Source organism: Pseudomonas sp. GL_103, from assembly GCF_057835175.1.
The window spans coordinates 3,799,650-3,820,938 of record NZ_CM174420.1 but is presented as its reverse complement, the minus strand read 5'-3'; the positions used below and the strand labels follow the sequence as shown (position 1 = coordinate 3,820,938).

Genomic DNA, 21,289 nt, shown 5'->3' with positions numbered 1-21,289 from the left:
GCAGCTCCTACATTAGGCGGTGGTCCCTGCCATTTGTTTTTGAGGTTGCTGCCAGGATTCGCTGGCGGTCTGGTCCATGGCTTCCTGGATCGCGCGCTTGCGGGTGGCTTCGGCACGGCGGCTGAAGTACCAGACCATGAAGGTCACGATCGACACTGCCAACAGGATCAGGCTGGCCACGGCGTTGATCTCGGGCTTAACCCCAAGGCGCACCGCCGAGAACACTTCCATCGGCAAGGTCGTCGAGCCCGGGCCCGATACGAAGCTCGCCAGTACCAGGTCATCCAGCGACAGAGCGAACGACATCATGCCGCCGGCCGCCAGTGACGGCGCGATCATCGGAATGGTGATCAGGAAAAACACCTTGAAAGGCTTCGCTCCCAGGTCCATGGCCGCTTCTTCGATGGACAGGTCCAGTTCGCGAAGGCGGGCGGAGACTACCACCGCCACATAAGCGGCACAAAACGTGGTGTGGGCGATCCAGATCGTGACGATGCCACGCTCCATCGGCCAGCCGATCAACTGCGCCATGGCCACGAACAGCAGCAACAGCGACAGACCGGTGATCACTTCAGGCATCACCAGCGGCGCGGTGACCAGGCCACCGAACAGCGTGCGGCCTTTGAAGCGCGTGACGCGGGTCAGGACGAACGCGGCTAACGTCCCTAGTGCGACTGCTGCGATGGCGGTGTAGCAGGCGATTTCCAGCGAGCGCCCCACCGAACCCATCAGTTGGCTGTTGTCGAGCAAACCGGCGTACCACTTGATCGACCAGCCACCCCACACCGTCACCAGCTTGGAGGCGTTGAACGAGTAGATCACCAGGATCAGCATCGGCAGGTAGATAAACGACAGGCCGAAAATCAGCATGAACTTTGAAAATCCGAAGCGTTTCATCCCCGTGCCTCCATCTCTTTGGCCTGGCTGCGGTTGAACAGCAGAATAGGCACAATCAGGATCAACAGCATCACCACCGCCAGGGCGGACGCCACCGGCCAGTCGCGGTTGTTGAAGAACTCTTGCCACAACACACGGCCGATCATCAGGGTTTCCGGGCCGCCCAGCAGTTCCGGAATCACGAACTCACCGACCACCGGAATGAACACCAGCATGCAGCCTGCGATGATGCCGTTCTTGGCCAGCGGCACGGTGATTTTCCAGAAGCTGTTGAAGGTGCTCGAACCCAGGTCCGATGCAGCTTCCAGCAGGCTCTGGTCATGCTTGACCAGGTTGGCGTACAGCGGCAGCACCATGAACGGCAGATACGCATACACCACGCCGATATAGACGGCGATGTTGGTGTTGAGGATCTCGATCGGGTGCGACGTCAGCCCGGTCCACATCAGGAACCCATTGAGCAGACCGTTGTTGCTGAGGATGCCCATCCACGCGTAAACGCGGATCAGGATCGCGGTCCAGGTCGGCATCATGATCAGCAGCATCAGGACGTTCTGCGCTTCCTTGCTGGCCTTGGTGATGGCGTAGGCCATCGGGAAACCGATCACCAGGCACATCACGGTGCTGAAAAACGCCACCTTCAACGAACCCAGGTAGGCGGACAGGTACAGCTCATCCTGGCCCAACAGGGAGTAGTTGCCGATGTTGAGCAACAGCTGGAATTTCTGCTCGGCGAAGGTGTAGATCTCCGAGTAGGGCGGAATGGCCAGGGCCGCTTCCGAGAAGCTGATCTTCATCACCAGGAAGAACGGCAGCATGAAGAACAGGAACAGCCAGATGAACGGAATCCCGATGACCAACTTGCGCCCGCTGGGGACCCACCTCAGGAACTGCTGATTGAAGGTTTTCATGCGCGCAGTACCACGCCGCTGTCGTCTTCCCACCACACGTAGACCTGATCGTCCCAGGTCGGTCGTGCACCACGGCGTTCGGCGTTGGCCATGAACGACTGGACGATCTTGCCCCCTGGCAGCTCGACGTAGAACACCGAGTGGCCACCGAGGTAGGCGATGTCATGCACTTTGCCAGCGGACCAGTTGTAGCGGTTCTCCGGCTTGACGGTGCTGACCAGCAGTTTTTCCGGGCGGATCGCGTAAGTGATCGACTTGTCCTGCACCGACGTGCTGACGCCGTGACCGACGTAGATCTTCTGCTCCAGGTCCGGGCTGTGGATGATCGCGTGACCTTCCAGATCCTCGACCACGGTGCCGTCGAAGGCGTTCACGTTGCCGATGAATTCGCAGACCATGCGGCTGACCGGTGCTTCATAAATGTCCACCGGGCTGCCGATCTGGGCGATCCAGCCCAGGTGCATGATCGCGATGCGCTGGGCCATGGTCATGGCCTCTTCCTGGTCGTGGGTCACCATCACGCAGGTCACGCCGACGCGCTCGATGATTTCCACCAGCTCCAGTTGCATCTGCGAACGCAGCTTTTTATCCAGGGCGCCCATTGGTTCGTCGAGCAACAGCAGCTTCGGACGCTTGGCCAGGGAACGGGCCAGGGCCACGCGCTGACGCTGGCCGCCGGACAGTTGGTGCGGCTTGCGCTTGGCGTACTGGGTCATGTGCACCAGGCGCAGCATCTCCTGCACCCGGGCATCGATTTCGGCCGCTGGCAAACGGTCCTGCTTGAGGCCGAAGGCGATGTTCTGCGCCACCGTCATGTGCGGGAACAGCGCGTAGGACTGGAACATCATGTTGATCGGTCGTTCGTACGGCGGCATGTCGGTGATGTCGACACCGTCGAGCAGAATCCGGCCTTCGGTCGGGCGCTCGAAACCGGCGAGCATGCGCAGCAGGGTCGATTTTCCGGAACCGGAACCACCGAGCAGGGCGAAGATTTCACCCTGGTGGATTTCCAGGGACACATCGTCCACGGCGGTGGTTTCGTCGAACTTCTTGGTGACGCGATCGATTTTCACCAACACCTTTTTCGGTGCCTGGTGACCCTCAAGAGCCTTCCTGTAGATGCTGGAGGCGTTTGCCATGTGAAACTCCCAACAGGTTTCAGTCGCCCGGCCAACACGGCCCGGCTTAATAGTGGATTGCAAACCCGTATCGGCGGGTTTATTCGGCGCCGCCATCCTGGCTGCCTGGTCGTACTTGTTGTTATTGCAGTGTGTTGTTTTCGCGAGCGGGGCACGCAAAAGCGCCTGCCCGCTCGCGTTGGGCAGTTAATCGTTGAATGTGGGTATCAGTTCGTCAGCTCGAGTGACGCAGTGCCGCCCGTTGCCGGCAGGCTTCGCCGAACGCCTGGAAAATACTCAGATAAGGAGGGTTGTTCAGCACCTGCCATTCCGGGTGCCATTGCACACCGAGGGCGAAGGCCTCGCTGTGTTCGACCGAGATCGCCTCGATCAGGCCATCGGGCGCGACGGCTTCGGCGTGCAGGCCGGGCGCGAGGCGGTCGATGCCCTGGCTGTGAATCGAATTGACCTGGAACACCGCAGGCAGGTCCAGCGCTTCGAACACGCCGCCCGGCTGCACATTCACCCCGTGAGCGGGAGCGTATTGCACGGCCAGGTCCGGGTGGTCGGCCTCACGATGGTCGAGGAAGCCAGGCAGTTCATGGACCTTCTGATGCAGGCTGCCACCGAACGCCACGTTCATCTCCTGGAAGCCACGGCAGATGCCGAGCACCGGCACGCCCGCTGCAATAGCGGCACGGATCAGGGGAAGGGTGGTGGCATCCCGCGCCGGATCGTGATCCGTGCCGGGGGCGCTGTCGGGGCCTTGATAGTGGAAGGGTTCCACGTTCGACGGCGAGCCGGTCAGCAACAGACCGTCGAGCTGCGGCAGCAGGTCATCGATTTCGGTCAGGTCGCCTAAGGAAGGAATAACGACAGGCAGCCCCAGCGCCGCAACGCTGACAGCACGCAAGTACTTGTCACCGCTGATGTGGTAGGGGTGCAGGCCAATCTGTTTGACGCATGCAGTAACGCCGATCAATGGCTTGAATGCCATTTTTATCACCTCGAAGTTTCACACTTGAACGAGCTTTTCTGGAGCTTAGCCTTGTTGATTTTAATTAACAACTCTCATGTAAAAAATTCTAAACGCCGCACGTCCGATCTTCAGGATTAACGGGTGTTTTTGGGAGTATCTGGCACTCTCGTGCCTCGGAAGTGCCCGAAAATAAACGCTGAACGGCCAGGTGTTCGCTATTGACTTCACTTTGCCTTTCGGATTGACTGGGCTCGTGAAAGGGCAGTGAACATAATAATTAACAGCTAAATAGGTGCAACATGTCGGTCCCTCTGCGTACCGTTCAACTCAACGAAGCAAACGCATTCCTTAAGAAATATCCTGAGGTTTTGTACGTCGACCTTCTGATTGCGGATATGAACGGTGTGGTGCGCGGCAAGCGCATCGAGCGCACCAGTCTTCATAAGGTTTACGAGAAAGGCATTAACCTGCCGGCGTCCCTGTTTGCTCTGGACATCAATGGTTCCACGGTGGAAAGCACCGGCCTGGGTCTGGACATCGGCGACTCCGACCGGATCTGCTACCCGATCCCCGGAACCCTGAGCATCGAGCCATGGCAGAAGCGCCCGACTGCGCAACTGCTGATGACCATGCACGAACTCGAAGGCGAGCCATTCTTCGCCGACCCGCGTGAAGTGCTGGCCAATGTGGTGCGCAAGTTCGACGAAATGGGCCTGACCATCTGCGCTGCGTTCGAACTGGAGTTCTACCTGATCGACCAGGACAACGTGAACGGTCGTCCGCAATCGCCACGTTCGCCGGTATCCGGCAAGCGTCCGATGTCGACCCAGGTGTACCTGATCGACGACCTCGACGAATACGTCGATTGCCTGCAGGACATCCTCGAAGGCGCGAAAGAGCAGGGCATCCCGGCTGACGCCATCGTCAAGGAAAGCGCCCCGGCGCAATTCGAAGTCAACCTGCACCACGTGGCTGACCCGATCAAGGCGTGCGACTACGCGGTCCTGCTCAAGCGTCTGGTGAAGAACATCGCCTACGACCACGAGATGGACACCACCTTCATGGCCAAGCCATATCCGGGCCAGGCGGGCAACGGTCTGCACGTGCACATTTCGATTCTCGACAAAGAAGGCAACAACATCTTTGCCAGCGAGGATCCCGAGCAGAACGCCGCGCTGCGACACGCGATCGGCGGTGTGCTCGAGACCCTGCCGGCGCAGATGGCGTTCCTTTGCCCGAACGTCAACTCGTACCGTCGTTTCGGCGCGCAGTTCTATGTACCGAACTCGCCGAGCTGGGGCATCGACAACCGCACCGTAGCGGTACGTGTGCCGACCGGTTCGCCAGACTCGGTGCGCATCGAACACCGTGTAGCGGGCGCCGATGCCAACCCGTACCTGTTGATGGCTTCGGTGCTGGCCGGCGTGCACCACGGCCTGACCAACCAGATCGAACCGGGCGCCCCGGTGGAAGGCAACAGCTACGAGCAGAACGAGCAGAGCCTGCCGAACAACCTGCGCGACGCACTGCGCGAGCTGGACGACAGCGAAGTCATGGCCAAGTACATCGACCCGCTGTACATCGACGTGTTCGTGGCGTGCAAGGAAAGCGAGCTGGCCGAGTTCGAGAACTCCATCTCGGACCTTGAGTACAACTGGTACTTGCACACGGTCTGATTGGCAGCTACCCGCCACACCCTTGATGGCGGGTGACTACCCCTGTAGGAGCTGCCGAAGGCTGCGATCTTTTGACTTTTGCTTTCAAGATCAAAAGATCGCAGCCTTCGGCAGCTCCTACAGGGATCGGGTTTCAAGTTTTTGATTGAGGGCATTCGGCCCGACGATCACCTATTCCCCTGCGTCGAGTCACAACCATGACAAACACTCGCAGCGACTGGGAGCAACGCTTCCAGTCCCTCTCTATTGAAGGTCGCGCATTCATTGACGGCCAGTACTGCGCAGCCGCCAGCGGCGCCACGTTCGAATGCATCAGCCCCGTGGACGGTCGTTTCCTGGCGAACGTCGCCAGCACCGACGAAGCCGACGCCAATGCCGCGGTCGCCGTCGCGCGCCGCACCTTCGAATCCGGCGTATGGGCCAACCTCGCCCCGGCCGAGCGCAAGCGCATCCTGATCCGTTTCGCCGATCTGATCCTGGCCAACCAGGAAGAACTGGCCCTGCTCGAAACCCTCGACATGGGCAAGCCGATCAGCGACTCCATGAGCATCGACATTCCGGCGACCGCCAACGCAATCCGCTGGACCGCCGAAGCCATCGACAAGATCTACGACGAAGTTGCCGCCACGCCCCGCGATCAGCTTGGCTTGGTGACGCGCGAAGCGGTCGGCGTGGTCGCGGCCATCGTGCCGTGGAACTTCCCGCTGATCATGGCCAGCTGGAAATTCGCCCCGGCCCTGGCGATGGGCAACTCGTTCATCCTCAAGCCTTCGGAAAAATCCCCGCTGACCGCGATCCGCATCGCGCAGCTGGCGCTGGATGCCGGCATCCCGAAAGGCGTGTTCAACGTCCTGCCGGGCTACGGCCACACCGTTGGCAAGGCGCTGGCGTTGCACATGGACGTCGACGTGCTGGCCTTCACCGGCTCCACGGCAATTGCCAAGCAACTGATGATCTACGCCGGGCAGAGCAACATGAAACGCGTTTGGGCCGAAGCCGGTGGCAAGAGCCCGAACGTGGTATTCGCCGACGCGCCGGATTTGCGCGCGGCAGCACAGGCAGCGGCCAGCGGCATCGCCTTCAACCAGGGCGAAGTCTGCACCGCCGGTTCGCGCCTGCTGGTGGAGCGTTCGATCCGCGAGCAGTTCATTCCATTGTTGGTGGAAGCCCTGCAAGCCTGGAAACCGGGCCACGCGCTGGATCCTGCGACCACCGTTGGTGCGGTCGTCGACCAGCGTCAACTGGATAACGTGCTGCGTTACATCGGCATCGGCAAAGAGCAGGGCGCCCAACTGATCGCCGGCGGCAGTCGCACCCTCGAAGACACCGGTGGCCAGTACGTGGAACCGACGATTTTCGACGGCGTGACCAACGCCATGACCATCGCCCGGGAAGAAATCTTCGGCCCGGTGCTGTCGGTCATCACCTTCGACACCTTCGATGAAGCCCTGGCGATTGCCAACGACAGCATCTTCGGCCTGGCCGCCGGTGTATGGACCAGCAACCTGAGCAAGGCCCACACCTTCGCCCGCGGCCTGCGTGCCGGCAGCGTCTGGGTCAACCAGTACGACGGCGGCGATATGACCGCGCCGTTCGGCGGGTTCAAGCAGTCGGGTAACGGTCGGGACAAATCGCTGCACGCGTTCGACAAGTACACCGAACTCAAGGCGACCTGGATCAAGCTCTAATAACAATAAAGCGGCGGTCGCCGGCTCTGTCGGCGGCCATCGGAGAAACGTATGAAACAGACACATGTGAATAGCTACTACGCCGCCACCCGCAACTTCACCGGCGATTTCCCGGTGCTGGAAGGGGCGGTGGACTGCGACGTCTGCGTGATCGGCGCCGGCTACACCGGCCTGTCCTCGGCCCTGTTCCTCGCCGAAGCGGGCTACAGCGTGACCGTGCTCGAAGCGGCCAAGGTCGGTTTCGGCGCCAGCGGTCGCAACGGCGGCCAACTGGTCAACTCCTACAGCCGCGACGTCGATGTCATCGAAGAGCGCTACGGCGACAAGACTGCCGAAATCCTCGGCAGCATGATTTTCGAAGGCGCCGACATCATCCGTCAGCGCATACAGCACTACGACATCCAGTGCGATTACCGTCCCGGCGGTATCTTCGCGGCGATGAACAAGAAGCAGCTCAAGGGCCTGGCCGAGCAGAAGAAGAGCTGGGAACGCTACGGCAACAAGAACCTGAAGATGCTCGACGCGGCCGACATCAAACGCGAAGTCGGTTCCGATGCCTACGTCGGCGGCCTGCTGGACATGCAGGGCGGCCACATTCACCCGCTGAACCTGGCACTCGGCGAGGCTTCGGCCATCATCGGCCTGGGCGGCAAGATCTACGAGCAATCGGCGGCGGTGGAAATCACCTACGGCGAGCCCATCACCGTGCGCACGGCAAAAGGCCTGGTGAAGGCCAAGTACCTGCTGATCGCCGGTAACGCCTACCTGCCGCAGGGCCTGGACAACCGCGTGACCAGCAAGAGCATGCCGTGCGGTTCGCAGATCGTCGTCACCGAGCCGCTGTCGGAGCAGCAGGCCCGCAGCCTGATCAAGAACAACTACTGCGTCGAAGACTGCAACTACCTGCTCGACTACTACCGCCTGACCGCCGACAACCGCCTGCTGTACGGCGGTGGCGTGGTCTACGGTGCGCGCGAGCCGGACGACATCGAACAACTGATCCGCCCGAAAATCCTCAAGACCTTCCCGCAATTGAAGGACGTGAAGATCGACTACCGCTGGACCGGCAACTTCCTGCTGACCATGTCGCGCATGCCGCAATTCGGCCGTATCGAGAAAAACGCCTACTACATGCAGGGCTACAGCGGCCACGGCGTCACCTGTTCGCACCTGGCCGGCAAACTGATCTCGGAAATGATCCGTGGCGACGCCGAGCGCTTCGACGCGTTTGCCTCGCTGCCGCACATGCCGATGATCGGCGGGCGCACCTTCTCGGCCCCGTTGACCGCCCTCGGCGCCGTGTACTACTCGCTGCGTGACCGTTTCGGCATCTAAGCTTTACCTCGCCGGCGGCATCTCCCCAAAGGGTGTCGCCGGTTTTTTTAATACCAGAAACACCGCGGTCCCCTGTGGGAGCGAGCCTGCTCGCGAAGAGGCCATATCAGCCAAAAAGGATGTCGCCTGACACACCGCTTTCGCGAGCAGGCTCGCTCCCACAGATCGTTTTTTTCTGCCGTTTATCGAACCTGCTGAGCATTACGAACAAACGTGATTTAATAGCCGCCTTTCACGTTTCCGGGACCGGAAAACGGCGTGATCCGCGCCTGCACTCCACCCCCATTACCCTTAAGTAGCACGCACATAAGGCTGTCATGGACACGGGCTCACGACTCAAATTAGTACGCGAAAGCTACAAAATGTCCCAGCGCGAGCTGGCCCGGCGTAGCGGCGTCACCAATGCAACCATCTCCCTGATCGAACAGAATCGGGTCAGTCCTTCCGTCAGCTCCCTGAAGAAATTGCTGGAGGGCATCCCCATGTCCCTGGCCGACTTCTTCACCTTCGATCAGCCACCGCGCGAGCACCAGTACGTCTTCCGCGCCAACGAACAGCCCGACCTCGGCCGCCACGGCCTGCGCCTGCTGCTGATCGGCGCGTCCGTGCCAAGCCGGCAGATGCGCTTGCTGCGCGAGCAATACGCACCGGGCGCAAGCTCCGGCGAAGAGCCGATCGTGCATTCCGAAGGCGAGGAGTGTGGGTTGGTGACCCGGGGTACCGTGGAGTTGACCGTGGATGGCCAGGTGAGCGTGCTCAACGCCGGGGATGGCTATTACTTCCCGACGACCTTGCCGCACCGGTTTCGCAATATCGGGGCAGATGAGGCGGAAATCATCAGTGCCAACACACCGGCGAACTTCTGATAACCGCTTTGCGGACAGGGTTCATCAGGAGCCAGTCGTTAAAACCCGCATCTGATGCGGGTTTTTTTATCATTCGAATCTGGTGACTGCCAGGCATCTTGAAGTGCAGCGTTGGTCATTCCCGCGGCTCAAGACGAAACACTGCACCCTTTGCGGGTTATCTCGATCTGTTGGTAGTCGGCGCGGTTTTCTTTCTGCAGGGTGGCCAACAGAGACAAAGTGGCTTGCGGATCATTGAGCGGTAATGTCTTGAGTACCTCGACATCGACATCCCACCACTTGCTGTTGATCAGCGCCTCAATCAACTCGGGTGTGTGCCGATACTTGACGACTTTTGCCGGGGTGCCGGCAACAATGGCGTACGGTGGCACGTCATGGGCAACCAGGGCGCGGGTTGCGATGACAGCGCCAGTGCCTATGGTCACGCCTTCCAGGATCATCGCGCTATGGCCGATCCAGACGTCATGCCCAATCGTGATGTCCGCAACCTCCGGGTCGTAAACCAGCGCCGTGTCGGTATATTGGAAGGGATGTGAACTGAGCCAGTCCAACGGATGCGAGCTCTTTTGCTGGCCGATAAAACAGCTGCTACTGATGGAACAAAACCTGCCAATGGATGAGACCGCCGAAAGGAAGCAGTCACTGCGGATATAGGTATGGGCACCGATTTCCAGCTTTTTCGACTCTATGACCACATTCCCAAGGGTCACGCCTTCTTCTATGGTCAGTGACGTTCTTTTGTGCAGTGACAATAAACCGCCCGCCACTTTGCATTTGTGTTTGCGAATCCATCTTTTCCAGTAACTATTTCGCAAATAACTGATTATTTTTTTCATGAAAGGCTGTCTTGGATATCCGTTACAGGGCAGGGCCTGGCCCCATGAGCCAACAGCCGAGTCTAAATGAATCGGCGGGGGAGATGAATTTTTTAGACGTTATTAAAAAACAGTCTGCTGATGGCTTCTGCAACCGGCCTGTAGGACGCTAAATGCCCCTGTGGTGAGGGAGCAAGCACCCTCGCCACAAAGGGGCAAGTCCTACAAATTTTTCAGACGTCAAGATTGAACGTTCGTCGGATGGCGGGTTGCTACCATCGCAATTGCCTGCCGATATCAACACGGCTGCTACGCTTGGTCGTTGCAGTGCCCGAGCCCCATTCCTGCTCACGCTGCAAGGGTTATCACGGAGTGCGACATCCATTCCTGTCGGCAACCTGCACGGAGGCAGGCGATGGTGATCAAAAGCATGGCCGATCCGACTGCGGCGGGGGTTCCCGAGCCGCTCGATCGGGAAGAAATCGAGCGGGTGCTGGCGCTGTTGCTGGTCAGCCCGTTGTTTGCCAAGTCCAGGCGCATGGGCAGCCTATTGCGCTTTCTGGTCGAGCACGACCTTCAGGCTTGCAAAACGCCGCTGACCGAACACGCCATCGGCATCGCGGTGTTTCGTCGTGACCCGGCAGTGTATTGCACGGGCGACGATCCGGTGGTGCGAGTGCAGGTGGGGCGCTTGCGGCGCAAGCTCGCAGCGCATTACGCCGGCAACGGCCAGCAGGACCCGGTGCGTTTGTGCATTCCACCCGGGTGTTATCGCTTGACCTATCAGCGGCTGCGGCCCAAGGGCGTCGGCACTCGCCATCCTGTGGTCCAGATCCAGCCGTTTACCTGCCTCACCCGCGATGGCGATGATTTTACCCGGGGCTTGTGCGAGGAGTTGAGCTGCCGACTGTTCGAGTCGTTCGAGCAGACGCAGACCGGGACCAATCATGTGTTGATGCGGGTGGCACGCAGCAGCGAGCCGGTACCGGACTTCAAGCGTGGCGGGCGTTACAGCTATTGCCTGGAGGGCAGCGTGCGGGTCGAGCCTTCGCGGGTGCGAGCGTCATTGCGCCTGGTGGATGTGGCGCAGGGGCGGATTCGCTGGTCGGCGCAGTTCGATCGTGATCGACCCTATGGCATCGCCACCCAGGAGGACCTCGCGCAGTCGATCTGTCGCTCGCTGACGGGCTACTTCGCCACGGCGGGCAAAGAGGAGTGAAAGGGCAACCGCAAGGTTGCCCCGGCATGACGGTTACACGGTTTTCCACTGACCGCCTTCGTAAAGGCGACCTGCGGTGTTATCGAACGTCAAGTCGATTTCGATCGCCTTGGAGCGTGAGGTACTGAACATGGTGCTGGTCTGTACGTTCTGTTCGAACCACACGAGGATGGTTTCCACCGGCGTCAGCACGGTTTCACCGGTGACCACCTGATCCACCGCAACGTAAATGGGGGTGCTGACCTGAGTGCCATCAATGCCGGTAGATAGCTGGTTGATACCCGGATGGATGGGGGCGTAGTCGTTTACAAAGGTCATGGAAATGTTCGGCCCCCCGGTAACCGCCGAACTCAGCAGACCGTGCTCATCGAGTGTCGATGTTTGCCCCAGGCCGATATTGACGATGTTGGTCGAGACTTTGACCTGCACATTTGCCTTGAACAGGTTGGACGCAAACAGTTGATATTGAGGCGTCCAGCTGAACTCGTTGTTACTCAGGTAAGCGTCATAGGACTGCCAGACCACGTTGTAGTCGGCGTCACCCACCTTCTTGGCAAAGCACAGCTTGTAGCCGGACTTCTTCAGCTGCGACAGGTCGCCGGCGGCGATTTCGATGGTGACGGTTTTTTGCGAAGCTGCCAGGGCTGACCTCAGTACCCGGCCGTAATCTGCCGCCTTCAGTTGCGTTGCACCCATGATCGACTTGACGGCTTCTTGCACATCATTGTGAAGCTGCTGGCTCTGTTGGCTGACAGCGATTGATTTGCTCATGGTTTCCCTCTTCCTTGGTGGTGTGTTGGACAATCAATGGGTTGCTGGCGCCTGGCGCAGCAGTCCATTGACGGCTTCACTCTAGGGGCGAGGGGCAGGGCGGCTAAGTGTCGTGGTGTTACAAGCGGGTATCGGGGTTGTATCAGGGGCTGAGTCAGCGGGGCAGCCGATCGGCCGCCCCGCCTTGACCTCAGGCGGCCTTGGCATCGGCCCAGACGAAGTTCCAGCTGGTGCGTTTGCCCTTGGCGATCTCGATCAGCTTGTTCTCGTACACCGTGTGATTGACCACGCCGGTGTAGGTCAGGGTGCGGGCGGCATTGGTCCCGGTGACCTCGCCCGGCTTGCCGCCCGACTCGACCATGGCTTTTTTCATGTCGACATCCGACGGGGCGCTGCTCTGGTTTTTTTCCACTTTGACGAAACTCATGATTCACCTCTTCCGTGATGGGGGGATCGGTGCCAGCGCGGGCCGACAAGTCGACGACCCTGTTCGACACCGACGGCCATACTCTATTGGCCAGTTCGGCAGCGCAGAAGTGACAACTGCGGCGCTGAGGTAACAATCGGGAAACAGCACCACGCATTGAAGTATCTGCGACGTATCAAGCGTGGATTCACATCGAAGAAGGTTGCGGCGAGTATCTGGGCGCTCAGCAGGGGTGGATGACAGATGGTGGCTCGATGGAACCAACTTCGTCTATAAAGTCTAAATTTCAGGGACTATTCCCCACCACGAAGGAATGAATCATGTTCAGGACTCGATCATTGATTGCAGCTGTTACCTGTTTGACTCTGGTCTACGGCTCGGTGACTGCCCTGGCCGATCCCGGTAACGGCCAGGGCAACGGGAAGGTCAACCATGGCAACCAGGGCGGTCATGGCAACAAGAACAAGAATTCCGGCGGCGGCGGGGACTGGAGCAATGGCCCGAGCATCAACCGCAGCAGCGTACTCGAGATCATTGGCGTGAATACCGGCTACTGGAGCCCCGGGCCCGATTTGCCACCGGGTATTCAAAAGAACCTTGCCCGAGGCAAGCCACTTCCACCCGGCATCGCCAAAAAGCTCGATGGCCGACTGGTCGGCAGGCTGCCCCACTATGATGGCTACGAATGGCAGCAAGTCGGTACGGACCTGATCCTGGTTGCGCTGGCCACCGGGCTTGTCTATGAAATTCTCGACGGTGCGTTTGATTAACCTGTGGAAGGTAGCCTTCCCGCTGATTCAAGGTGTTCAATCCGTCTGTCGTGGTACTTGAACTGTTGGAGGGATATCGCGTCATACGTCACGCGATATCAACCTCCTACGGAAGCAATCATGCTTTTTAAAAACAAGAGTCTCGTTGCTGTAATGTCATGCGCCATGATGCTTGCAGCCGCCCCGTTACTCCCTGATGGCCTGTCGATCATGGGTTCCGCATACGCGAAGGACGGCGGTGGCGGTGGCGGAGGTGGAAACGGCGGCGGAAATGGTGGTGGAAATGGTGGTGGAAATGGCGCAGGCCACGGCGGCGGTATGGGTGGCGGACACGCCGGCTCAGGCCACTCCGGCAGTAACGGCCGCGGCAACGGACTGGACAGCGACCATGCCGGCAAGTCCGTGCGCGACCGTGGCCTGAGCGGGAACCACTACGGTAGTGAGCGCAATGATGATAACGGTCATGGCACCACGACCTCAGGCCTCGCCCACTCCGATACCCGCGGCATCTCCAAGGCCAGGGCTATTTCGGCCTCGACGCCGGGTGAGCACAACACCAAAGGCTTGAGTAAAAACGGGCTGTCGAGCTCGAAAAAAACCCATTGAGTTCGCGACGCCAGATCGGTTTCTGAAAAGTAAAAAAACCCGCTGGAAGGCGGGTTTTTTTATGCCTGGAAATTGATCGCCGACCACCGCGCATCTTGTTCCCCGCCAGTCATCACTCACAACCTTGGCCGCACAACGGGCATTACACGGACAGAAAACGAGCCAGCTGGACACATCGCGCAGTGATTTGCGTTTGCAGGCGATTTGTCATGTTCAGCGCCATTTCAATGTAGATATTAGTCAGCCCAACGCGATTTCAATGAGGCTGCACTGTGTTCCAACGACTTGTGTGTTCGCTGTCTGTTTTGAGCCTGTCCATCGCTGCCGCCCAGGCTGCCGAGACTGTCCCCCTCAACACCCCACGCCTGAAGAGCATCGACAATTTCCGCGATGTCGCCGGTCTCACCACCGCGTATTCCACCGGCAATGACGGCACCATGCGTGGCGGGGTGTTTTACCGCTCCAACGCGCTGACGCCGTCGGCGGCGGATCTGGCGACCCTCAACGGCCAGGGCATCAAGGCGGTCTACGACCTGCGCACGCCCAGCGAGATCGCCGCCACGCCCGACAAGATGCTCACGGGTGCGACGTACACCAACATCGACATCATCGGCGGCTCCACGTCGGGTGCGAACGTCACCAACATCGCGTTCCACAGCGCCGCTGAAGCCACTGCCATGATGCAGGACACCAACCGTGATTTCGTCCGCAACCCTGGGATGCGCAGTGAGTTCAACCAGCTGTTCAATGAGCTGGCCACGGTTGATGGCGCCGCGCTGTTCCATTGCACCGCCGGCAAGGACCGCACGGGCTGGACCGCCGCTGTGCTGCAAAGCATCGCCGGGGTCGACGATGCCACCATCATGAGCAACTACCTGGCGACCAACGACTACACCGCCGCTCGCATCAAGGCGACCATGGCGGCCTTGCCACCGAGCCTGGCGACCATCTATGGGCCGCTGATCGGTGTGGAGGCCAGTTACCTGCAAGCCGGCCTGGACGAGGTGACCGCGCAATACGGCACGATGGATAACTACCTCAAGGAAGGCCTCGGCCTGTCCCAGGAAACCATCTACGTGCTGCGCGGCAAGATGGTGTTCTACAACAGCCTGCCGGGCGCGGCGGACCTGGCCGGCAACGCCGCGGCCGGCGCGCAGTTGTTGCAGCAACTGCAGAACAGCAACCTGTCGGGCACCTACAGCGCCTACAACTACTACCTGCAGTCGGCCATCGATGCCCGCAGCCTCGGGGGTGTGGAGTCCACCGTCGGCGGTCAGGTGCACGCCGACGCCGCCAGCTACCTGCTGCGCCAGGGCGCGATGATCGAGCAGGCCGCCGCGCCGTTCACCAGCGGCATCGACCTCAAGGCCGGGCAATATCGCCTGTGGAGCACTGCCCTGGCGGGGTATCTGGGCACCGATGGTTCGTCCCAGGCCTCCAGCAGCAACGAGCATAGCCAGGGCATGATGATTGGCCTGACCCAGCGCTTTTCCGAACAGCTCAGTGCCCATGCCGGCTTCGGCTACAGCAGCGGCAATGTCGGTGGTGCAGGTGGCGAGGCCGATACCGACCTGACCTTCTTCAGCGTCGGCGCACGCTTTGCTCCGAACGGTCTGGAGCGCGGCCTGTTTGTGGATGCCGATGCCAGCGCCGGCTACCTCGATTACGAGAGCAAGCGCGAACTCGGCGGCGGTCTGGGCACGGCCAAGGGCGACAGCCATGGCAACCTCACCGGCGCGACCCTGGCGCTCGGTTACCGTGTGCCGGTGAACGGCGTGACCCTCGAGCCGAGCCTCGGCGTGCGGATCAGCCACGTCAACCTGTCGGGCTTCCAGGAAAAAGGCAGCGAACTGGCCCTGGACGTCGACGGCATCCACGAGACCCGCAAGAGCGCGGTGGCCAACCTCAACGCATCCTTTGCACCTGTCAGCCTGGGTGCCTGGCAAGTGGTGCCGGGGGTGCAAGTGGGCTACGAGCATGTCTTGGGCGACCCTGAAGTCGACAGCGAAGGGCAACTGCTGGGCCTGGACATCGAACAGCAAGCCGCCTTCGAAAACCGTGACCAGTTCACCGGTGGCGTCAACGTCATGGCCAATCTTGGTCCGTGGAGCGTGGGGGCGGAAATCGGCGCCAGTGGTGGCGGCGACAGCCACGGTTTCAATGGCGGGCTGAAGGCCAGTTATCTGTTCTGACGGTCAGTTAAGGCAATCTGTGGGAGCGGGCTTGCTCGCGAAGAGGCCGTGTCAGTCGACGTAGATGTTGAATGTCACTCCGCCTTCGCGAGCAGGCTCGCTCCCACAATTTCTCAATTGATCGCCATTGGCCGCGTTCGCAGGCCCTTTCTCACGTCTGCGGGACTGATGCCGTAGGCACTCTGGAAATACTGGCAAAACCGGCCGACATTGCTGAAGCCGTGTTGCAAGGCCACGTCTGTCACCGATGGCGACACCCCCTGGGACAGCGCGGCAAAGGCGCGCTCCAGGCGTACCTGGCGCTGATAGGCAACGATCGAAGTGCCCATGAAACGCTGAAAACCTTCCTGCAATGCGCGCAGGCTGACGTTGGTCAATTGCGCCAGCTCGGTGCCGCTGGCCAGGTGGTCGGGGTGCTCCTGAATGTACTCGACGGCCAGCTTCACATGTCGCGGCGCTATCAGTGGGGAAGGGCGCCGGAGGGCTTCGGTGAAGTTGTGCGGCCAGGCTTCCAGCACCGCATCGACCAGCATTTCGCGAAGGCGCGAAGGCATCAGCGAACCGGTGTTGATCAGCAGGTCGAACTCGGTGCCCGTGGCCAGTTCAATCAACGCCCGGATGCCCTGCAAGGCCGACACATTCAGGTCCACCAACGGCTCGAAATGCACTTTTTGCAGGATAGGTTTGCCCAGCAGTGTCGACAGGCGCTCGGTGATCAGCCGGCGGCTGATCGAAATCCCGTGCTGTGCGTGGTTGTCGACAAAGCGCGCCGAGCGGACTTCGGCCTTGTCGATCGCCAGGCCGATCCGGGCGAAACCGACCGACTCGGTGACGTGGTTGAAAATGATCTTGCCGGCGGTGGGGATGACGAACGTGATTTCATCAAGGGGGGCGGGAAAAGCCACCGTGAAGTCACCGCGATAGTGCATGCGCCGAAAACTGACACCTTCGTGCCGGCCGTAGACCCCGCCGATGATGATGTTTTTCGGCAGCGGTGGAGAGTCGGAATAGAGGTTGCCGAACAGGTTCGAGAACAACGCGCCAAAGTCGTCGCAGCTCATGTCGTCGGACCTGATGATGATTTGCTTGCGCGTCGTGCTTGCGTACACCTGAAGTGGCACCTTGAGCGGATGGGCAAAGCCCTGGTACAGGGAACTGGGCGATCGGAGATCGAGCGGATGCGGTTCGGGAAAGCGCTTGGACGTTATCAGTGAGTAATGACAGGTTTGTTACCGGTTGTTGCCGCCGGCCCCGTTTCCGTCCATCCGACGCCACCGCTCGCACCGGACAACCGGTGGCGCGAGCGGTACTCGGGCGTGGGCCAACCTGAATCGGCCGCGGCTATTTCACCGGCTCTGTTGCCTTGATATCCCCGCAAAAGATATCGACGTTGCCATCGGTTGAAGCCGTTCGCACGACCACCGAATACTTGCCGTCGAGCAGGGTTTGCAACGGCACAGGCGCGGTTCTGGTAAAAGACCAGCCGCGTACGGGTTGGGCTTCGGTGTTGACGGTGTCGTTCATCGCGTAGGCGACTGACCCGGGTTGCTGGCAGGTGCCGTTATTGATGAACGAGTAAAGGCGCAGGGGCAGGGTAACCCCCATTGGAGCACCGCTGATGAAGAAACTGAGCCCGGTTTTCTTGTCCCAGTCGGTCAAGGTGACGGTGCCGATCTGACCGGCGTTTTGCCGGGTGGCGACCAGGTTGACGTTCACGCCGTGGGTCGATGAAGTGGTGCAGCCGAAAAGGCTTGCCGCAACCATAAGTGCTGCCAGTGAGGTTTTGAGCTTCATTGCCAAACTCCTGAGTTGAAGAACTGCAATGGGGAGAATTAGCGGGTATAGCTCATTTATCGCTTTCATGACGTCGTCCATACGAGGTTTTCCCTTTCAGGAAGGACGTGATGGATGTTTTCGAGCCTGCATCAACGAATCCCTTCATCGCCGCGCAAACCGGCTACATTTGTAATCTACCGAGCCCGATTGCCCGGACGTTTGCCGGTGTATTCAACCTCAGTTGCCATGCCCCACCCTTTGAATTTCCCGAGCCTGAGCTGATCGCCTGCTGGCACACGCGCTTTGATGCCGATGAGGGTTTGCAATGGCTGCGCGTGCAGTTAAAGGATTGTGCGGTCAGTTGAGCCCACTCATCATCCGCATGGAAAATTTTCCACTGGAGTGACTGATGAATCAACAAGGCAGCCATCCGCAAGAGCGGATTGCAGGCGCTCCACAGCGGAGAACCTTGCGCAGCCTGTTGATCCCGGAGTGGCTCGGCAGCTACCGGCCAGACTGGCTGCGCAGCGATGTGGTCGCCGGGTTGACGGCAGCGGCCGTGGTCATTCCCAAGGCGCTGGCGTACGCCACCATTGCCGGCCTGCCGGTGCAGGTCGGGCTGTACACGGTGCTGGTGCCGATGGTGATCTATGCCGTGCTCGGCACATCGCGCCCGCTTAGCGTCAGCACCACGACCACCCTGGCCATTCTTGCTGGCTCCGCGTTGGGCCAGCTCAGCCCCGATGGCGATGCGGCGACCTTGCTCGCCGGTTCCGCCACGCTGGCCCTGATGGTGGGCGCGATCCTGATTGTCGCGGGGCTGCTGCGCCTGGGCTTCGTCGCCAATTTCATTTCCGAGCCGGTACTGGTGGGTTTCAAGGCCGGCATCGGCGTGGTCATCGTGCTCGACCAGTTGCCCAAACTGCTGGGCACTCACATCGACAAAGGTGGCTTCCTGCACAACCTGGTGGCCACGGTCCAGAGCGTCGGCCATGCCTCGCTGCCGACCGTGGCGGTCGGTGTGTTCATGGTCCTGCTGCTGGTGGGCATGAAACGATTTACACCACGACTGCCCGCACCCTTGATTGCGGTGGCGCTTGGCATCATCGGCATGAGCCTGTTTGGCCTGGAGCGCTTTGGTGTATCCGCCGTCGGCGTGGTGCCGATCGGGTTGCCCGCGCCGACCCTGCCGGTATGGTCGATGGCCGAGACCCTGTGGTCCTCGGCGATGGGTATCGCGCTGATGAGTTTCACCGAAACCATCGCGGCGGGGCGCGCGTTCGCCCGCAGTGACGAGCCCGCGCCACTACCGAACCGGGAGCTGCTGGCCACCGGCGTTGCCAACATCGGTGGCGCGTTTCTCGGGGCCATGGTCGCCGGTGGCGGCACCACCCAGACGGCGGTGAACCGCCTGGCCGGCGCCCGTTCGCAACTGGCCGCACTGGTCACCGCCGCACTGGCACTGGGCACGTGCCTGCTGCTGGCGCCGCTCATTGGCCTGATGCCCAACGCCACGCTCGCCGCCGTGGTGATCGTGTATTCGGTGGGCCTGATCGAGCCGACGGAATTTCGCGAGATCCTGTCGGTTCGCCGTACCGAATTTGCCTGGGCCGTGGTGGCCATGATCGGCGTGATACTGCTGGGCACGCTGCAAGGGATCGTCGTGGCGATTATCGTCTCGTTGCTGGCCTTGGCCTATCAGGTCTCGGACCCGCCCGTACATGTCCTGGGACGCAAGCCTGGCACCAATGTGTACCGACCGCAGTCCGCCGAGCACATCGATGACGAACACTTTGACGGGCTGCTGTTGCTCAGGCCCGAAGGGCGGGTGTTCTTCGCCAATGCCGAGCGCATCGCCGACAAGATCCGGCCGCTGATCGACGAGGCGACACCCAAGGTCGTGGTCCTGGACCTGCGCAGCGTGTTCGACCTGGAATACACCGCGCTGAAAATGCTCACCGGGGCGGAACAGCAACTGCAGGAGAAAGGCATTTCATTGTGGCTGGTGGGCATGAGCCCGAGCGTATGGGAAATGGTCATCAAGGCCCCCCTGGGCCATGCGCTGGGCGAGGCGCGCATGTTCTTGAACCTGGAACAGGCGGTTGAACATTATCAGCGCAGTCGACGCTGAATGAACGCGGCCGGAGGCACTCCGGACGCTATGTGACGCATTGAAGGAGTTAACGGGCATGGCGAAGAAGAAGGCGGCAAGCAAAAGCAAACCGGTAGAAAGCGGCAAGCTCAAGAACAAGCTGTATCTCGAGGAACTGGCGCGGCTGCATGTCGAGATGGTCAAGCTGCAGGAGTGGGTGCAGCACACGGGCGCGAAGGTTTGCATCATCTTCGAGGGCCGCGATGGCGCTGGCAAGGGCGGGACCATCAAGGCGCTCACCGAGCGGGTCAGTCCGCGGGTGTTCCGGGTAATGGCGCTGCCGGCGCCGACCGAGCGGGAAAAAAGCCAGATGTATGTGCAGCGTTATCTGCCGCACCTGCCGGCGGCTGGCGAAGTGGTGATCTTCGATCGCAGCTGGTACAACCGCGCCGGAGTCGAGCGGGTCATGGGCTTTTGCAGCGAAGAACAGGTGCGCAATTTTCTCACCTCGGTGCCGCGCGTCGAGCAGGCACTAGTGGAATCGGGAATCATCCTGATCAAGTACTGGCTCGAAGTGAGCCAGGAAGAGCAGACCCGACGCCTCAAGGAGCGTATCACCGACGGGCGCAAAATCTGGAAGCTGTCACCCATGGACCTCAAGTCCTATAACCGCTGGTACGACTACTCCCGTGCCCGGGACGACATGTTCGAGGCTACCGATACAGACTTCGCCCCGTGGCGGGTCGCCAACTCGAATGACAAGCGACGGGCGCGACTGAACATCATCAGCGATGTGCTGAGCAGCATTCCCTATGTGGAAGTGCCGCGGGCGAAAGTGACGCTGCCCAAGCGCCAAAGTCCCGGCAACTATCGGGATCCGAACTATCCGTTCAAGTACATCGCAGAGAAATTCTGAAGTCTGCCTGGTCTGTGCTACCTGTTCCCGGTCCTGGATCGGGCGCAGGCAGTCCTGACATCCCACCCCCCCCCCCGTGGTTTTCCTGGAAAACCGTATCGACTGGTTTCACCGCGACTGCATTGGGTCGCCTTCAAAGCACGCTAACAGGCTATTTGTAGGACGTTTCTTGTATGGCGTAGGGAAATTACTTTTTATAGTGAGAGTAAGTTCCCGGTGCGGTGTGCGTTTGGTC

Annotated in this window: 20 protein-coding genes; 11 read left to right on the top strand and 9 right to left on the bottom strand. The window is 60.3% G+C overall.

The genetic code is table 11. From position 1 onward, the window contains the following. Positions 1-12: 12 nt before the first annotated feature. The 4 genes from AC3IP0_RS17115 to AC3IP0_RS17100 form a co-directional block, all read right to left on the bottom strand. Positions 13-897 carry an ABC transporter permease subunit gene (locus tag AC3IP0_RS17115; RefSeq protein ID WP_489316281.1) on the bottom strand — a complete coding sequence of 295 codons (885 nt, stop codon included), beginning with the start codon at positions 895-897 and terminating at the stop codon, positions 13-15. Beyond that, on the bottom strand, positions 894-1,808 hold the full coding sequence (locus tag AC3IP0_RS17110; protein WP_489325435.1) for an ABC transporter permease subunit: 915 nt from the start codon (positions 1,806-1,808) through the stop codon (positions 894-896). Before AC3IP0_RS17110 ends, AC3IP0_RS17115 begins: the two co-directional genes overlap by 4 nt. Beyond that, a complete protein-coding gene (potA, locus tag AC3IP0_RS17105; protein WP_046042409.1) occupies positions 1,805-2,947 on the bottom strand; it encodes a polyamine ABC transporter ATP-binding protein in 1,143 nt (380 codons plus the stop codon). Before potA ends, AC3IP0_RS17110 begins: the two co-directional genes overlap by 4 nt. Positions 2,948-3,161: 214 nt before the next feature. After that, positions 3,162-3,923 carry a gamma-glutamyl-gamma-aminobutyrate hydrolase family protein gene (locus AC3IP0_RS17100; protein ID WP_489325433.1) on the bottom strand — a complete coding sequence of 254 codons (762 nt, stop codon included), beginning with the start codon at positions 3,921-3,923 and terminating at the stop codon, positions 3,162-3,164. Between the two features lie 281 nt (positions 3,924-4,204). On the opposite strand from AC3IP0_RS17100, the gene AC3IP0_RS17095 reads away from it, so the two are divergent. The 4 genes from AC3IP0_RS17095 to AC3IP0_RS17080 all read left to right on the top strand — a co-directional run bounded on the left by AC3IP0_RS17095 (position 4,205) and on the right by AC3IP0_RS17080 (position 9,470). Next, positions 4,205-5,581 carry a glutamine synthetase family protein gene (locus tag AC3IP0_RS17095; RefSeq protein WP_477777934.1) on the top strand — a complete coding sequence of 459 codons (1,377 nt, stop codon included), beginning with the start codon at positions 4,205-4,207 and terminating at the stop codon, positions 5,579-5,581. A gap of 197 nt (positions 5,582-5,778) precedes the next feature. Continuing rightward, the gene (locus AC3IP0_RS17090) at positions 5,779-7,269 is read left to right on the top strand and encodes an aldehyde dehydrogenase (protein ID WP_489316278.1); all 1,491 of its coding nucleotides are present in this window, start codon (positions 5,779-5,781) and stop codon (positions 7,267-7,269) included. Positions 7,270-7,320: 51 nt separating this feature from the next. Then, positions 7,321-8,604, top strand: coding sequence for an NAD(P)/FAD-dependent oxidoreductase (locus AC3IP0_RS17085; protein WP_489325431.1), 1,284 nt, complete (start codon positions 7,321-7,323; stop codon positions 8,602-8,604). Between the two features lie 317 nt (positions 8,605-8,921). Continuing rightward, positions 8,922-9,470 (top strand): cupin domain-containing protein, encoded by a 549-nt coding sequence (locus tag AC3IP0_RS17080; protein ID WP_046042404.1) that lies wholly within the window; start codon positions 8,922-8,924, stop codon positions 9,468-9,470. Positions 9,471-9,598: 128 nt separating this feature from the next. Here AC3IP0_RS17080 and AC3IP0_RS17075 read toward each other — a convergent pair whose 3' ends face one another. After that, on the bottom strand, positions 9,599-10,306 hold the full coding sequence (locus AC3IP0_RS17075) for a CatB-related O-acetyltransferase (RefSeq protein ID WP_489325430.1): 708 nt from the start codon (positions 10,304-10,306) through the stop codon (positions 9,599-9,601). 394 nt (positions 10,307-10,700) lie between these two features. Here AC3IP0_RS17075 and AC3IP0_RS17070 point away from each other — a divergent pair, with 394 nt between their 5' ends. After that, positions 10,701-11,504, top strand: a complete 804-nt coding sequence (locus tag AC3IP0_RS17070; protein WP_489325429.1) for a hypothetical protein — start codon at positions 10,701-10,703, stop codon at positions 11,502-11,504. A gap of 33 nt (positions 11,505-11,537) precedes the next feature. Here AC3IP0_RS17070 and AC3IP0_RS17065 read toward each other — a convergent pair whose 3' ends face one another. Both AC3IP0_RS17065 and AC3IP0_RS17060 read right to left on the bottom strand, forming a co-directional pair. Further along, on the bottom strand, positions 11,538-12,275 hold the full coding sequence (locus tag AC3IP0_RS17065; protein ID WP_489316274.1) for a hypothetical protein: 738 nt from the start codon (positions 12,273-12,275) through the stop codon (positions 11,538-11,540). Between the two features lie 190 nt (positions 12,276-12,465). Continuing rightward, positions 12,466-12,702, bottom strand: coding sequence for a hypothetical protein (locus AC3IP0_RS17060; protein ID WP_489316273.1), 237 nt, complete (start codon positions 12,700-12,702; stop codon positions 12,466-12,468). 320 nt (positions 12,703-13,022) lie between these two features. On the opposite strand from AC3IP0_RS17060, the gene AC3IP0_RS17055 reads away from it, so the two are divergent. From AC3IP0_RS17055 to AC3IP0_RS17045, 3 genes are all read left to right on the top strand, one after another. Continuing rightward, on the top strand, positions 13,023-13,472 hold the full coding sequence (locus AC3IP0_RS17055; protein ID WP_489316272.1) for an anti-virulence regulator CigR family protein: 450 nt from the start codon (positions 13,023-13,025) through the stop codon (positions 13,470-13,472). Between the two features lie 120 nt (positions 13,473-13,592). After that, positions 13,593-14,078: a hypothetical protein gene (locus AC3IP0_RS17050; protein WP_489325427.1), complete on the top strand. Its 486-nt coding sequence runs from the start codon at positions 13,593-13,595 to the stop codon at positions 14,076-14,078. A 272-nt stretch (positions 14,079-14,350) separates the two neighbouring features. Beyond that, entirely contained in the window at positions 14,351-16,270 is a 1,920-nt protein-coding gene (locus AC3IP0_RS17045; protein WP_489325426.1) for a tyrosine-protein phosphatase, read from the top strand. 113 nt (positions 16,271-16,383) lie between these two features. Here the strand turns inward: AC3IP0_RS17045 and AC3IP0_RS17040 are convergent, their stop codons facing one another. Next, entirely contained in the window at positions 16,384-17,331 is a 948-nt protein-coding gene (locus AC3IP0_RS17040; RefSeq protein WP_489325425.1) for a helix-turn-helix transcriptional regulator, read from the bottom strand. Positions 17,332-17,611: 280 nt separating this feature from the next. Next, entirely contained in the window at positions 17,612-18,064 is a 453-nt protein-coding gene (locus tag AC3IP0_RS17035; RefSeq protein WP_150725423.1) for a hypothetical protein, read from the bottom strand. Between the two features lie 110 nt (positions 18,065-18,174). On the opposite strand from AC3IP0_RS17035, the gene AC3IP0_RS17030 reads away from it, so the two are divergent. Genes AC3IP0_RS17030 through ppk2 form a run of 3 tightly spaced genes read left to right on the top strand, consistent with a single transcriptional unit; the run spans position 18,175 to position 21,054 of the window. Then, on the top strand, positions 18,175-18,411 hold the full coding sequence (locus tag AC3IP0_RS17030; protein WP_489316268.1) for a hypothetical protein: 237 nt from the start codon (positions 18,175-18,177) through the stop codon (positions 18,409-18,411). Between the two features lie 44 nt (positions 18,412-18,455). Further along, on the top strand, positions 18,456-20,177 hold the full coding sequence (locus tag AC3IP0_RS17025) for a SulP family inorganic anion transporter (protein WP_489316267.1): 1,722 nt from the start codon (positions 18,456-18,458) through the stop codon (positions 20,175-20,177). 58 nt (positions 20,178-20,235) lie between these two features. Beyond that, positions 20,236-21,054, top strand: coding sequence for a polyphosphate kinase 2 (gene ppk2, locus AC3IP0_RS17020; protein ID WP_489316266.1), 819 nt, complete (start codon positions 20,236-20,238; stop codon positions 21,052-21,054). Positions 21,055-21,289 lie beyond the last annotated feature (235 nt).

Excerpts from the sequence above, each read along its gene's own strand:
- AC3IP0_RS17065 (WP_489316274.1), bottom strand. The coding sequence starts at position 12,275 with ATGAGCAAATCAATCGCTGTCAGCCAACAGAGCCAGCAGCTTCACAAT.
- AC3IP0_RS17050 (WP_489325427.1), top strand. The coding sequence starts at position 13,593 with ATGCTTTTTAAAAACAAGAGTCTCGTTGCTGTAATGTCATGCGCCATG.
- AC3IP0_RS17075 (WP_489325430.1), bottom strand. The coding sequence starts at position 10,306 with ATGAAAAAAATAATCAGTTATTTGCGAAATAGTTACTGGAAAAGATGG.
- AC3IP0_RS17070 (WP_489325429.1), top strand. The coding sequence starts at position 10,701 with ATGGTGATCAAAAGCATGGCCGATCCGACTGCGGCGGGGGTTCCCGAG.
- AC3IP0_RS17085 (WP_489325431.1), top strand. The coding sequence starts at position 7,321 with ATGAAACAGACACATGTGAATAGCTACTACGCCGCCACCCGCAACTTC.
- AC3IP0_RS17115 (WP_489316281.1), bottom strand. The coding sequence starts at position 897 with ATGAAACGCTTCGGATTTTCAAAGTTCATGCTGATTTTCGGCCTGTCG.
- AC3IP0_RS17090 (WP_489316278.1), top strand. The coding sequence starts at position 5,779 with ATGACAAACACTCGCAGCGACTGGGAGCAACGCTTCCAGTCCCTCTCT.
- AC3IP0_RS17095 (WP_477777934.1), top strand. The coding sequence starts at position 4,205 with ATGTCGGTCCCTCTGCGTACCGTTCAACTCAACGAAGCAAACGCATTC.
- AC3IP0_RS17025 (WP_489316267.1), top strand. The coding sequence starts at position 18,456 with ATGAATCAACAAGGCAGCCATCCGCAAGAGCGGATTGCAGGCGCTCCA.
- AC3IP0_RS17060 (WP_489316273.1), bottom strand. The coding sequence starts at position 12,702 with ATGAGTTTCGTCAAAGTGGAAAAAAACCAGAGCAGCGCCCCGTCGGAT.
- potA (WP_046042409.1), bottom strand. The coding sequence starts at position 2,947 with ATGGCAAACGCCTCCAGCATCTACAGGAAGGCTCTTGAGGGTCACCAG.
- AC3IP0_RS17110 (WP_489325435.1), bottom strand. The coding sequence starts at position 1,808 with ATGAAAACCTTCAATCAGCAGTTCCTGAGGTGGGTCCCCAGCGGGCGC.
- ppk2 (WP_489316266.1), top strand. The coding sequence starts at position 20,236 with ATGGCGAAGAAGAAGGCGGCAAGCAAAAGCAAACCGGTAGAAAGCGGC.
- AC3IP0_RS17100 (WP_489325433.1), bottom strand. The coding sequence starts at position 3,923 with ATGGCATTCAAGCCATTGATCGGCGTTACTGCATGCGTCAAACAGATT.
- AC3IP0_RS17035 (WP_150725423.1), bottom strand. The coding sequence starts at position 18,064 with ATGAAGCTCAAAACCTCACTGGCAGCACTTATGGTTGCGGCAAGCCTT.
- AC3IP0_RS17030 (WP_489316268.1), top strand. The coding sequence starts at position 18,175 with ATGGATGTTTTCGAGCCTGCATCAACGAATCCCTTCATCGCCGCGCAA.
- AC3IP0_RS17055 (WP_489316272.1), top strand. The coding sequence starts at position 13,023 with ATGTTCAGGACTCGATCATTGATTGCAGCTGTTACCTGTTTGACTCTG.
- AC3IP0_RS17080 (WP_046042404.1), top strand. The coding sequence starts at position 8,922 with ATGGACACGGGCTCACGACTCAAATTAGTACGCGAAAGCTACAAAATG.
- AC3IP0_RS17040 (WP_489325425.1), bottom strand. The coding sequence starts at position 17,331 with ATGAGCTGCGACGACTTTGGCGCGTTGTTCTCGAACCTGTTCGGCAAC.